Genomic DNA, 12,273 nt, shown 5'->3' with positions numbered 1-12,273 from the left:
AGGGGCGAAATAAGCAACCAAAAAGTTGCATATCTTATTCAGGCAGTGGGGCCTTGTCGGGAAGGGGGAACAGCGTCACGAATTTTTCTGCAAGCGCGCGGTCGCCCATGACCTTGAGAACATTGGCGCTTTCCAGCGCCGAGAGAGGTTGCCCGCCATAGATCGCAGCGGCCAGCATACGCGGCGAACTTTCGAAATGCAGGTCATATTCCTGCGCCGCGCCGCGTTCGATCCGAACCCCGGAATCGTCAAGATGAGCCGTGAAGTCTTCCCCCTCCAGACAAAGGCCGATCACCGCCCGCAGGCCCGCAGCCCTGTCATGATCGATCATGGTCCGCAGCGAAAGCAGGAAGGAAACGGTCGAAATCGGCAGGTTGGGATCATGTTTCGGCGAGCGCGCCGCCCATCGGCCCAGTGTCTGGAGAATAGGTTCGCTCTCATAACCCCACTCGGTCAACTCATAGACCTGGACCGAGGCGGGAGGGGGCAGTTTTTTCTTGCAAAGAATGCCTGCTTCTTCCAGCCCTTCAAGGCGTTGCGTGAGGACATTGGCGCTCACGCCCGGCAGGTCAGCCCGCAAATCACTGAAGCGTTTGGGGCCGAACATCAATTCGCGCATCACCAGAAGCGACCAGCGTTCCCCAATCAAATCAAGGGCATGGGCCGCCGCACAAGCATCGTCATAGCTGCGCTTCGCCGATGGTTTTTGCGAGTTGGTTATTTTTTCTAACTTCATGGTTGCTAATTATAACTTATATGCCATTATGTACAAGCGAACTTTGAGTTCTTCCGATGCCAATTGCGTGAGTTCTGCGCCGGAAGGCTCGACCTTGTTATCGCCGGGGAACCGGGCAGGCGATAGATAATCGAAAAAACAGGAGCGGGCCGCCGGCCCACCAACGGAGGAAATCCCATGCCGAAAATGATTTTCGTGAACCTGCCTGTGAAGAATGTCGCGAAGTCGACAAGCTTCTACGAAGCCATCGGCGCCACCCGGAACCCCATGTTCTCGGACGAAACGGCTTCCGGCATGGTCTTTTCGGATACGATCCACGTGATGATCCTCGATCACGACAAGTTCAGCCAGTTCACGCCGAAGAAGATCGCCGATGCCAACACGGTTAGCGAGGTGCTGGTCTGTCTGTCGGCGGAAAGCAAGGCCGAAGTGGATGCGACGGTGGAGAAGGCGGTGAACGCTGGCGGAAAGGCCGACCCCGGCCCGAAGCAGGATTACGGCTTCATGTACGGACGCAGCTTCGAGGATCTCGACGGCCATATCTGGGAGATCATGTGGATGGACATGGAAGAAGCCAAAAAGGTCATGGGCTAGCATTCGGGAGAATGACTACCCCGGACAATGGAGGAGAAAATGTCAGGTTTGACGATTTGTCTCTGGTTCGACGGAAATGCTGAAGAAGCCGCCAACCACTATGTTTCGGTCTTCCGCGCGTGCGGAAGACCGGCTTCGATCGACGGGGCCATCCGTTTCAGGCATGGCCATCAGCAAAACGAGAACCAGCCGGTCGTGGTGAACTTTACGCTCGACGGGCAAAAAATATGTGGCCTGAACGGCGGACCTCAGTTCAAGTTTTCACCGGCAAGTTCGCTGATCGTGCGATGCAGGGATCAGGCGGAGGTGGATGCGTTCTGGGAAAAGCTGCTGGAAGGCGGTTCGCCGATGGAATGCAGCTGGCTGACCGACAAATACGGCCTTTTATGGCAGATCGTGCCGGACATGCTGCTGGATATTCTGCAGGACGGTCCGCCGGACGTGCGCCAGCGCGTCGCCGATGCCATGATGAAGATGGTCAAGATCGATGTTGGGGCGCTGGAAGCCGCACGCGACGCGGCCTAGGGTCAGGACCTGCCCTGATCCTGCAAGGCCGCAATAGCGTCATAGCCATAAAGCCAGTCCAGATCCTTGAGGAAGCTGTCCGGGCTGCGCAGGGCGAAGAGCATGTTGCGGCCAAGCGCAAAAATACCGGTGGCGTGATAGGCAAACCTGTTGAGCTGGCCCCGTTTGGCGACAACAGAGATCCGCTCCTTGCGGACCGCATCGAAGCGCCTCAGCCCGGATTCGCGGTCGCTGCCGTCCAGCGCCTGCGCCAGCGCGGCCGCATCCTCGATCGCCATGGCAGCGCCCTGCGCCGCAAAAGGCGTGACCGCATGCGATGCGTCGCCGAGAAAAATCGTCCGGTCCGGCCCGACGAATTGAGCATCCGGCATTTCAAAAAGCGGCCAGTAGGTCCACTCATCGGCAGCCGCCAGCACGTCGCGAACGGGCGCGCCCCAATCGGCATAGATGGAGCGCAGACGCGCGGGGTCGCCGGTTCTGGACCAGACTTCACCGGGGTTCTCACCGGTCGTGATGGCGACGAAATTGAAGAAACTGCCGCCCTTGACCGGATAGGCGATGAAATGCGCCTTGTTGCCGAGCCAGGCGGAGACGGCTTTGCGTTCCGGCGTGGCGTTGAGGAAGGAAGCGGGCAGGGCGCTGGCGGCGAGCGTCGTACGCCACGCAATATGCCCGCTGAACCGCGCCTTGCTGAAACCTGCCTTGGATCGTTCAGCCGACCAGACGCCGTCGCAGGCGATCAGATAGGCAGCGTCGGCAGGCTCTTCGGAATTGCCATGGCGGACGGTGGCCGCAACGGCCCCGTTCTCGACGTGATGATTTGTGATTTCAGCGCCGAGGCTGATCTCGATGCCCGGCTGTTCGCGGCAGGCGTCGAGCAGTGCCGATTGCAGGTCGGCGCGATGGCACACGGCGTAGGGATGATGCCAGCGCTGGCGGGCCTTGTCGCCGAGCTTCATTTCCATCAGGGGACGCGCCTTGCGCCCGTCCATGAGGTAGAGCGCTTCCGGCGTGACGGCCCGGGTGGAGAGACGATCGGCCACGCCGAGCCGTTGCAGATGGCGCATTGCATTGGGGGCAAGTTGCAAGCCAGCACCGACTTCCGAAAGCGTCTCTGCCTTTTCGACGAGCCGGACGTTCCAGCCGCGCGCTGCCAGTTCCAGCGCTGCCGACAGGCCGGCAACTCCGGCCCCGGCAATCAATATGCGCCCTTTGCTCATGTCGGTGAGACCATCCGGAGTTCAGCCCGGATCAACAGCCGTGATCAGGCTGCCTTATCGGCAGGTGCTTCGTAGGCGCAGCCAGCCGGAACGGTTTCGTCGGCATGGAGCTTTGCATTGTAGCGATAGAGCGTCGAGCAATACGGGCAAACGGCTTCGCTTTCATCGCCCATGTCGAGAAACACATGCGGATGATCGAAAGGCGGGTTGGCACCGACGCACATGAATTCCTTCACGCCGATTTCGATGGCAGCATGGCCGGCGTCGTTCTGAAAGTGAGGAATGATGTGATCGGACATAACATGCTCCGGTTCTGGTCGATGGGCGGTATGGGCATGGTCTTGCGCCGGGTGCCGGACAGGATCATGCTGGACATTGGCATGCGTGTACCGCGAAAGTCTTGTTTCCGGAAGCGTTTTCATCAATTCTGAGGACATTTCAAGCTATTTGCTATCAAACTGTCATATGACAGCCATAGGCTTATCGAGCATCCGGAAAAGTGCGAAGCAATTTTCGATCAGGATGCGCGGAGAAACAGACAGACGGAGCCGGAATGTTCCGGTGGCGGTCGGGACAGGAAACATGAGCGAAAACAGCGTTATGGCGAGCGAAACCCCCAGCGTGACCGAAGGCGGGAACCACGAGATGACAGCCGGACTGGCCCCCAACCCAACCGTCGTTCCCGATATGGAAGCGGACCCCGAGGTTCACAAAGCTTTGAACGGCGAACTGATGCAGAGCGCCGACCGCTTCGTGAACCGCGAGTTTTCCTGGTTGCAGTTCAACCGCCGCGTTCTCGAAGAAGCCGCCAACATGCGCCAGCCTCTGCTCGAACGCCTGCGCTTCCTGTCCATCTCCGCCGCCAATCTCGATGAGTTCTTCATGGTTCGCATCGCCGGACTTGCCGCACAGGTGCGCGCTGGCGTGGCGCTGCGCAGTGCCGATGGGCGCACGCCGCAGGAACAGCTCGATTTCGTTCTGGACGAAGTGGGGCGGCTGCAGGAAGAACAGCAGGGACGACTGCGCGCGCTACGCGAGGAACTGGAACAGGAAAGCATCGAGATCGTCCGCCCCTCCGCGCTTTCCAGGCCGGAAAAGGAATGGCTTGAAAACCACTTCCTCGAAACGATTTTCCCGGTCCTGACGCCGCTCTCCATCGATCCTGCGCATCCGTTCCCGTTCATTCCGAATCTCGGCTTCTCCATCGCGTTGCAGCTTGCGCGCCGCGCCGACAATCATCCGATGACCGCGCTCCTGCGCATTCCGGTCGCGCTGAAGCGCTTTATCCAGCTGCCGACCGAGCAGACCAACGACTATCGCTTCATCACCATCGAGGATGCGGTGAGCCTGTTCATCGGGCGGCTTTTCCCCGGTTATGAAGTGCGTGGCGCCGGTACGTTCCGCATCATCCGCGACAGCGATATCGAAGTGGAAGAAGAGGCCGAGGATCTGGTTCGTCTCTTCGAAACGGCGTTGAAGCGCCGCCGCCGCGGCCAGGTGATCCGCATCGAGTTCGACGGCGAAATGCCCGAAGCGCTGCGCATATTCGTGGCGACGGAACTGGGCGTTTCGGAAAACCGGATCAGCGTGCACGAAGGCCTGCTGGCGTTGAACATGATTTCGGAGATCGTTTCGATCCCGCGTGAAGACCTGAAATTCGTGTCCTACAATCCGCGTTTTCCCGAGCGCATTCGCGAACATGGCGGCGATTGCTTCGCTGCGATTCGCGAAAAGGACATCGTGGTCCATCACCCCTACGAATCCTTCGACGTGGTGGTGCAGTTCCTGCGGCAAGCCGCAGCCGACCCGGACGTGCTGGCCATCAAGCAGACGCTTTACCGCACTTCCAACGACAGCCCGATCGTGCGCGCGCTGGTCGATGCAGCCGAGGCAGGCAAGTCGGTGACGGCGCTGGTCGAGCTGAAAGCCCGTTTCGATGAGGAAGCCAATATTCGCTGGGCCCGCGATCTGGAACGCGCGGGCGTTCAGGTGGTGTTCGGCTTCATCGAGTTGAAAACACACGCCAAAATGTCGCTCGTGGTGCGCCGCGAAGACCAGAAGCTGCGCTCCTATGTGCATCTGGGCACCGGCAATTATCATCCGATCACGGCGCGCATCTATACCGACCTTTCGTTCTTCACCTCGGATGCGGATATTGCGCGCGATGTGGCGCATATCTTCAATTTCATTACCGGCTATGCCCAGCCTGCCGAGGAAATGAAGATCGCGATTTCACCCTTCACGCTGCGCGCCCGAATCCTCAAGCACATCGAGGATGAGGTGGCACATGCGAAGGCCGGACGTCCGGCTGCGATCTGGATGAAGATGAATGCGCTGGTCGATCCACAGATAATTGATGCGCTCTACATGGCGAGCCAGGCTGGCGTGCAGATCGATCTCGTCGTGCGCGGCATCTGCTGCCTGCGTCCCGGAGTTCCGGGGCTTTCGGACAATATCCGCGCCAAGTCGATTGTCGGCCGTTTTCTGGAGCATAGCCGCATTTTCTGCTTCGGAAACGGCAACGACCTGCCCTCCGACAAGGCAATCGTCTATATCGGTTCCGCCGACATGATGCCGCGCAATCTTGATCGCCGCGTGGAGACCCTCGTTCCGATCACAAATGCCACAGTGCATCAGCAAATCCTGTCGCAAATCATGTTTGCCAACATAATTGATAACCAACAGAGCTATCAGCTACTTGCGGACGGCACCTCTCGCCGGATAGAAAAAGAGGCAGGAGAGGAAGCTTTCAACGCGCAGGAATATTTCATGACCAATCCTAGCCTGTCGGGTCGCGGAAAGTCGCTGAAGTCTTCGGCCCCCCGCCTTATCGCGCATCGCAAGCGTGCGCAGGCGGAAAGAAAAACGACTGCATGAGTCCAGCTGTAGCACAAGGCCGCCTCAAGGGGCTGAAACCCGTTGCGGTCATCGACATTGGCTCGAACTCGATCCGTGTCGTCATTTATGAAGGCATCGTCCGTTCGCCGACGGTGCTTTTCAACGAAAAGATTCTCTGCGGCCTTGGCAAAGGCCTCGCAAAGACCGGCAAGCTCAACGAGAAATCCGTTGAGGCGGCCCTTCGCGCGCTGAAACGTTTTCGCGCCTTGGCCGAACAGGCGGGCGCGGTTTCCATTCATGCGCTGGCGACTGCTGCCGCGCGTGAAGCAAAGAACGGCCCCGACTTCATCGCCCAGGCGGAAGCCATTCTCGGTCGGCACATCGAGGTGTTGTCCGGCAAGGAAGAAGCCTATTATTCGGCGCTCGGCATCATTTCCGGCTTCTACAAGCCGAAGGGCGTGACGGGCGATCTTGGCGGCGGCAGCCTTGAACTGGTCGCCGTGGATGACCACGAGGTGGGCGAGGGGATCACCTTGCCGCTCGGCGGCCTGCGCTTGCAGGATATGTCCAACGAGAAACTGCCCGAGGCGACGAAGATTGCGCGCGCGGAACTGGCGAAGGCGACGCTTCTGAAAGCCCATCAGGGGCAGGTTTTCTATGCCGTGGGCGGCACGTGGCGTAACCTTGCCAAGCTGCATATGACGGCGAAGAATTATCCGCTGCACGTCATGCACGGTTACGAGATGAACCCGGTGGAGGCGCAAAGCTTCCTGAAGCGCGTCGCCAAGGGCAATCTCGACACGATGCGCGGCATCGAGGCAGTTTCGAAGAACCGCCGCCAGCTCTTGTCCTACGGCGCGACGGTGCTGCTTGAGACGATCCGCCTGATGAAGCCTTCCAAGATCGTTTTCTCGGCGCTCGGCGTGCGCGAAGGCTATCTTTATTCGCTCTTGCCCAAGAATGAGCAGCTTCTCGATCCGCTGCTGGCCTCGGCGGAAGAGTTTTCCATTCTGCGCTCGCGCTCTCCGCGCCATGCCCGTGAGCTGGCGACGTGGACGACATTGTCCCTGCCGTTACTCGGTTTTGACGAAACCGACGACGAGGCGCGCTACAGGCAGGCCGCCTGCCTCGTGGCGGACATAAGCTGGCGCGCGCATCCCGATTATCGCGGCTCGCAGGCGCTGAACATCATCGCCCACGGTTCGTTCGGGGGCATCGACCATGCGGGACGTTCCTTCATGGCGCTTGCCAATTACTATCGTCACGAAGGGCTGATCGAGGACGAAATCGCACCGGAGATCATGCAGCTCGCCACACCGCGTCTGCGCGAACGGGCCAAACTGCTCGGGGCGCTTCTGCGCGTGGTCTACCTTCTGTCGGCTTCGATGCCGGGCGTCATCCCGCGTCTTTTCTGGCGCGAGGAAGAAAACGGGATTGCGCTGGTCGTTCCCGGCGATCTCGCCGATCTGATTTCGGACCGCCCCGAAGGCCGGTTGCAGCAACTGGCGAAACTGACGGGCAAGAACATCTATTTCGCAGTCGGCGACGGCGCGATTGAGGGGACAAGGGAATAAGTTAGGGGAATAGGGGAATAGGGGAATAGGGGAATAGGGTGCGATCAGGTGAAGTTCGGGGCAAGTAAAATCTTGGCCTTGACCGGGAATAAGCAATCTTCTTCCCTTACTCCCTTACTCCCTTACTCTTATTGCCCTAACTCCACCGCCCTTATCCGCCGGTTCTCGAACTTGATGCCGATCTTGCCGTCGATGAGATCGAGCGCTTTCTGACCGAAAACCTCGCGGCGCCAGCCATGCAGGGCAGGCACGTTTGCATTGTCGCCTTCCGCTGCGATCTTGTCGATGTCGTCGGAACTCGCCACGATCTTTGCCGCGACGCCGTGTTCCTCTGTCACAAGCTTGAGCAGGACCTTGAGGATATCGGCTGCCGCCGCGCTGCCTTCCGGCGAGTGCGACTGCTTTGGCAATTTCGGCAGGTCTTCCTTGGGGATTTCAAGCGCCGACTGGATCGCAGCGACCAGACCGGCAGCCTGCGCGGAACGCTCCCAGCCCTTGGGGATGGAACGAAGACGTCCAAGCGCTTCCGCGTCGCGCGGCTGCTGTTGGGCGATTTCGGCAATCGTGTCGTCCTTGATGATGCGTCCGCGCGGCACATTGCGTTCGCGGGCTTCGCGCTCGCGCCAGGCGGCAACGGCCTGCACGATTGCCTGCTCGATGGGCTTGCGAACGCGCGCCTTCACCCGCCGCCATGCGTCGTCGGGATGAAGGTCGTAGGTTTCGCGGGAAGTGAGCACCGCCATTTCCTCGTTCACCCACTCGCTGCGTCCCTCTTTCTCAAGTTCCTGCTTCAGATAGAGATAGATGTCGCGCAGATAGGTCACGTCCGCCAGCGCATAGTCGAGCTGCTTCTCGGAAAGGGGGCGGCGTCGCCAGTCGGTAAACCGCGATGATTTGTCGATGTGCTTGCCCGTAACCTTCTGAACGAGCTGGTCGTAGGAAATGGCGTCGCCAAACCCGCAGACCATTGCTGCCACCTGACTGTCGAAGACGGGAGAGGGGATCAGGTCGCCGAGGTGGAAGACGATTTCGATGTCCTGCCGCGCGGCATGGAAAACCTTGACCACCTTTTCGTCGGCCATCAGGCGGAAGAAGGGCGCGAGGTCCAGTCCCGGCGCGAGAGCGTCCACAAGCGCCGTGTGGTCGGGCGAGGCCATCTGGATAAGGCACAATTCCGGCCAGAACGTCGTTTCGCGGATGAACTCCGTATCGACTGTGACGAAATCGGATTTGGCAAGGGCGGATACGGCCTCTTCGAGGGCCTCTGTCGTCGTAATAAGATGCATGGTTACCTTTTAGAGAAAGCGCGGCCGCTTGTCGCGAAAGAATGCGCAAAACGCGCCGTATAACAAGTGCAAATAGTGTTTTTTGTCGATACTTTGCGTCAAGGCGCCCGAACCTCGACGCTTGCAGAGAGTGCAGACTTGACAAAACCTGGTCAAAATGCGCTTTTCCGCCAGAATTTGCAGCGCTTTGCCTGCACTGATTTATCTTACCAAAAGGCAGAAATCATGCACCGTTACCGCAGCCATACCTGCGCAGCCCTTCGCAAGACGGACGTTGGTTCCAACGTTCGCCTTTCCGGCTGGGTTCACCGCGTCCGTGACCATGGCGGCATTCTCTTCATCGATCTTCGCGATCATTACGGCATTACACAGATCGTGGCCGATCCCGATTCGCCCGCCTTCAAGGTTGCCGAAACCGTTCGCGGCGAATGGGTTATCCGTGTCGATGGTGAAGTGAAGGCCCGCGCAGACGATGCGGTCAACGCCAACCTGCCGACCGGCGAAGTCGAAATCTTCGCAACGGAAATCGAAGTGCTGGCGGCTGCCAAGGAACTGCCGCTGCCAGTCTTCGGCGAACCGGACTATCCGGAAGACATTCGCCTGAAGTACCGCTTCCTCGACCTGCGCCGTGAAACGCTGCACAAGAACATCATGAGCCGCACGAAGATCATTGCCGCGATGCGCCGCCGCATGACCGAGATCGGTTTCAACGAGTTCACCACGCCGATCCTGACGGCTTCCTCGCCGGAAGGAGCGCGCGACTTCCTTGTGCCGAGCCGTATTCATCCGGGCAAGTTCTACGCGCTGCCGCAGGCGCCGCAGCAGTACAAGCAGCTTCTGATGGTTGCCGGTTTCGACCGCTACTTCCAGATTGCGCCGTGCTTCCGCGACGAAGACCCGCGTGCCGACCGCCTGCCGGGCGAGTTCTACCAGCTCGACCTCGAAATGAGCTTCGTGACCCAGGAAGAAGTCTGGGAAACGATGGAACCCGTCATGCGCGGCATCTTCGAAGAGTTTGCCGAAGGCAAGCCGGTGACGCAGAAATTCCGCCGCATTGCCTATGACGATGCGATCCGAACCTATGGTTCGGACAAGCCGGACCTGCGCAACCCGATTGAAATGCAGGCCGTGACCGAACATTTTGCAGGTTCGGGCTTCAAGGTCTTCGCCAACATGATCGCCAACGACCCGAAGGTCGAAGTCTGGGCAATCCCGGCCAAGACCGGCGGAAGCCGCGCATTCTGCGACCGCATGAATTCCTGGGCGCAGGGTGAGGGCCAGCCGGGCCTCGGCTATATCTTCTGGCGCAAGGAAGGCGACAAGCTTGAAGGCGCCGGCCCGATTGCCAAGAACATCGGCGAAGAACGCACCGAAGCGCTGCGCAACCAGCTCGGCCTCGGCGATGGCGACGCCTGCTTCTTCGTGGCTGGCCTGCCGTCCAAGTTCTACAAGTTCGCGGGCGACGCCCGCACGCGCGCCGGTGAAGAACTGAACCTCGTCGATCGTGACCGTTTCGAACTGGCATGGATCATCGACTTCCCGTTCTACGAATGGGACGAGGACAACAAGAAGCTCGACTTCGCGCACAACCCGTTCTCCATGCCGCAGGGCGGTATGGACGCGCTGGAAAACCAGGACCCGCTGGCGATCAAGGCTTACCAGTACGATCTCGTCTGCAACGGCTTTGAAATTGCTTCCGGCTCGATCCGTAACCAGCTGCCTGACGTCATGGTCAAGGCATTCGAGAAGGTCGGCCTCAGCCAGCAGGACGTGGAAGAGCGCTTCGGCGGTCTCTATCGCGCATTCCAGTACGGTGCGCCTCCGCATGGCGGCATGGCCGCTGGCATCGACCGCGTCATCATGCTTCTGGTCGGCGCGAAGAACCTGCGCGAAATCTCGCTGTTCCCGATGAATCAGCAGGCGCTCGACCTCCTGATGAACGCGCCTTCGGATGTGACGCCCGCGCAACTGCGCGACCTCCATATCCGTCTGGCTCCGGTACAGAAGAGCTAAGCGGTATTACAGAAAGAAAAAACCCGGCCTTGAGCCGGGTTTTTTATCAGCTGAGAGAAAAAGCCCGGTGGAAATGCACCGGGCTTTTTTCATTCTGGGGCGCTTCCGATTGAAACGGGATGGTCGGAATCGCTCCAAGTATTTGTTTTGCCGCATTATTCAGCGCAAAACCGCTTCGCGCTATTGCTGGAAATGCTCTAGTTGTTGGCGTCGACGCTGATTTTCAGAAGCTGGATGATCTTGGTCGGATCCAGCGATGCGGTCGCAACGATGGACGCGAAGGTCACCGGCTGATCCGGCGATGCGCTGATGGTCAGCGACTTCGGATCGGTGAAATACTTGTCGGCCGCGACCTTGAGCTGCTGGGCGAATTCCGGGTTCTTGAGCTGTGTCGCCATCAGCGGAACCATCATCTTCATCTGCTCGCCGAGCTGCTTGCCGTCCGCGCCCTGCTGCTTCGCATAATAATCCAGGACCTTCTGGGTCAGGGTATCGTTATCGAAGCGGATCGACAGGTTCTTGAGGTTGAGCTGTTCCGCCAGACCAAGAATGGCGAGACCGGCGGCGTCCTTGTCCGCATCGGCCTTGCTCATGTTTTCCTGCGTCTTCTGGACGGCTTCGAGGAATGCCAGATCATACCCGCCGAGGCTGCCGGTGATGTTGATCTTGCCGAGTTCCTTCGCCTCAAGCTCCAACTGGTCCAGCGACGTGTCGCCGGAAGCCGGCGACCAGCTGCCCTTCGAGGTCAGCGAGCCGTTGAACGTGTTCATGTCGAGCGGCGCCAGCGGGTTCTTGCCGCCCTTTTCAAATGTCGCGTCGATATTGGCGATGGTCCAGACATAGCCGATCTTCTCGGCCTTGTTGGTGGTGTCGAGCGACAGGTCGAAGCCCTTCACCGTGGCGCCGTCTTTGCCCGGCGTGCCGAACAGGATTTCATCGACCTTCAGCTTGTCATACATGACGACGCTGTCGAGCGGGCCCTTGGCCTTTTCCGACGGAATGTGCACGTTCTGCAGGGCAAGGCCCTTCATTTCGGCCTTGTCGTTCTTGTCGGTCTCACCGGCAAGCGCCAGGTCGGGCACGGTGACCTGCTCGATGCTGTAGCCGCCGTCCGGTGCATCCTGAACGTTCTGCAGCGTCACGTCACCGATGGCGGTTTCCTTTTCGCCGATGGTCGGCAGCTTGATCTTGGTGCCTTGAAGCACGATGTCGGAGCCGCTCGCCTGGACATTGGCGAAGCTCAGTTCGCCACCCTGTTTGGCGTAGAGCGCCTTGATGCGCTCGGCGACTGCATTGGCGTCTGCGGCCATGGCAGCACTGCCGAATACCAGCGAAAGCGCTGTTCCGGCAGCCAGAACACGTGCCGCTGGCCTGATATTGACGAAAACCTGCATTCGAAGCTCCTGCCTGATCTTTAGAGCGCATCCCGAAAAGCGTGAAACGGCTTTCGGATGAGATGCGCGTCAAAACAAAGGATCAGAGCGCCG

At 59.4% G+C, this 12,273-nt stretch carries 10 protein-coding genes; 5 read left to right on the top strand and 5 right to left on the bottom strand.

The annotated features are described in order from the left end of the window. Positions 1 to 34: 34 nt before the first annotated feature. Positions 35 to 736, bottom strand: coding sequence for a winged helix-turn-helix transcriptional regulator (locus ACS5UA_RS14065; protein ID WP_443101410.1), 702 nt, complete (start codon positions 734 to 736; stop codon positions 35 to 37). 177 nt (positions 737 to 913) lie between these two features. Here ACS5UA_RS14065 and ACS5UA_RS14060 point away from each other — a divergent pair, with 177 nt between their 5' ends. Continuing rightward, the gene (locus ACS5UA_RS14060; RefSeq protein ID WP_006472413.1) at positions 914 to 1,330 is read left to right on the top strand and encodes a VOC family protein; all 417 of its coding nucleotides are present in this window, start codon (positions 914 to 916) and stop codon (positions 1,328 to 1,330) included. A gap of 39 nt (positions 1,331 to 1,369) precedes the next feature. Beyond that, positions 1,370 to 1,855, top strand: a complete 486-nt coding sequence (locus ACS5UA_RS14055; RefSeq protein ID WP_443101409.1) for a VOC family protein — start codon at positions 1,370 to 1,372, stop codon at positions 1,853 to 1,855. 2 nt (positions 1,856 to 1,857) lie between these two features. On the opposite strand, the gene ACS5UA_RS14050 is transcribed toward ACS5UA_RS14055, so the two are convergent. Both ACS5UA_RS14050 and ACS5UA_RS14045 read right to left on the bottom strand, forming a co-directional pair. Beyond that, complete coding sequence (locus ACS5UA_RS14050; RefSeq protein WP_006472411.1) at positions 1,858 to 3,075, bottom strand: FAD-binding protein; 1,218 nt, start codon at positions 3,073 to 3,075, stop codon at positions 1,858 to 1,860. A gap of 44 nt (positions 3,076 to 3,119) precedes the next feature. Next, positions 3,120 to 3,374, bottom strand: a complete 255-nt coding sequence (locus tag ACS5UA_RS14045; protein ID WP_006472410.1) for a zinc-finger domain-containing protein — start codon at positions 3,372 to 3,374, stop codon at positions 3,120 to 3,122. A gap of 346 nt (positions 3,375 to 3,720) precedes the next feature. On the opposite strand from ACS5UA_RS14045, the gene ACS5UA_RS14040 reads away from it, so the two are divergent. Both ACS5UA_RS14040 and ppx read left to right on the top strand, forming a co-directional pair. Continuing rightward, positions 3,721 to 5,952: an RNA degradosome polyphosphate kinase gene (locus ACS5UA_RS14040; protein WP_077684302.1), complete on the top strand. Its 2,232-nt coding sequence runs from the start codon at positions 3,721 to 3,723 to the stop codon at positions 5,950 to 5,952. Continuing rightward, entirely contained in the window at positions 5,949 to 7,487 is a 1,539-nt protein-coding gene (gene ppx / locus ACS5UA_RS14035; RefSeq protein ID WP_006472407.1) for an exopolyphosphatase, read from the top strand. The genes ACS5UA_RS14040 and ppx overlap by 4 nt, the downstream gene beginning before the upstream one ends. 128 nt (positions 7,488 to 7,615) lie before the next feature. On the opposite strand, the gene rnd is transcribed toward ppx, so the two are convergent. Beyond that, entirely contained in the window at positions 7,616 to 8,773 is a 1,158-nt protein-coding gene (rnd, locus tag ACS5UA_RS14030; protein WP_006472406.1) for a ribonuclease D, read from the bottom strand. A gap of 225 nt (positions 8,774 to 8,998) precedes the next feature. Between rnd and aspS the strand changes: the two genes are divergently transcribed. Further along, a complete protein-coding gene (aspS, locus tag ACS5UA_RS14025) occupies positions 8,999 to 10,786 on the top strand; it encodes an aspartate--tRNA ligase (protein WP_006472405.1) in 1,788 nt (595 codons plus the stop codon). Positions 10,787 to 10,983: 197 nt separating this feature from the next. Here aspS and ACS5UA_RS14020 read toward each other — a convergent pair whose 3' ends face one another. After that, positions 10,984 to 12,180: a hypothetical protein gene (locus ACS5UA_RS14020; protein WP_006472404.1), complete on the bottom strand. Its 1,197-nt coding sequence runs from the start codon at positions 12,178 to 12,180 to the stop codon at positions 10,984 to 10,986. Between the last annotated feature and the right edge of the window lie 93 nt (positions 12,181 to 12,273).

Source organism: Brucella sp. RRSP16 (assembly GCF_052246815.1).
In the GTDB taxonomy this organism is placed as follows: Bacteria; Pseudomonadota; Alphaproteobacteria; order Rhizobiales; family Rhizobiaceae; genus Brucella; species Brucella intermedia.
The sequence above is the reverse complement of the archived record's forward strand: the minus strand, read 5'-3'. Positions and strand labels throughout refer to the sequence as shown.

What these genes read in the sequence shown, in the direction of transcription:
- rnd (WP_006472406.1), bottom strand. Translation starts at nt 8,773, where the DNA reads ATGCATCTTATTACGACGACAGAGGCCCTCGAAGAGGCCGTATCCGCC.
- ppx (WP_006472407.1), top strand. Translation starts at nt 5,949, where the DNA reads ATGAGTCCAGCTGTAGCACAAGGCCGCCTCAAGGGGCTGAAACCCGTT.
- aspS (WP_006472405.1), top strand. Translation starts at nt 8,999, where the DNA reads ATGCACCGTTACCGCAGCCATACCTGCGCAGCCCTTCGCAAGACGGAC.
- ACS5UA_RS14060 (WP_006472413.1), top strand. Translation starts at nt 914, where the DNA reads ATGCCGAAAATGATTTTCGTGAACCTGCCTGTGAAGAATGTCGCGAAG.
- ACS5UA_RS14020 (WP_006472404.1), bottom strand. Translation starts at nt 12,180, where the DNA reads ATGCAGGTTTTCGTCAATATCAGGCCAGCGGCACGTGTTCTGGCTGCC.
- ACS5UA_RS14065 (WP_443101410.1), bottom strand. Translation starts at nt 736, where the DNA reads ATGAAGTTAGAAAAAATAACCAACTCGCAAAAACCATCGGCGAAGCGC.
- ACS5UA_RS14040 (WP_077684302.1), top strand. Translation starts at nt 3,721, where the DNA reads ATGACAGCCGGACTGGCCCCCAACCCAACCGTCGTTCCCGATATGGAA.
- ACS5UA_RS14045 (WP_006472410.1), bottom strand. Translation starts at nt 3,374, where the DNA reads ATGTCCGATCACATCATTCCTCACTTTCAGAACGACGCCGGCCATGCT.
- ACS5UA_RS14055 (WP_443101409.1), top strand. Translation starts at nt 1,370, where the DNA reads ATGTCAGGTTTGACGATTTGTCTCTGGTTCGACGGAAATGCTGAAGAA.
- ACS5UA_RS14050 (WP_006472411.1), bottom strand. Translation starts at nt 3,075, where the DNA reads ATGAGCAAAGGGCGCATATTGATTGCCGGGGCCGGAGTTGCCGGCCTG.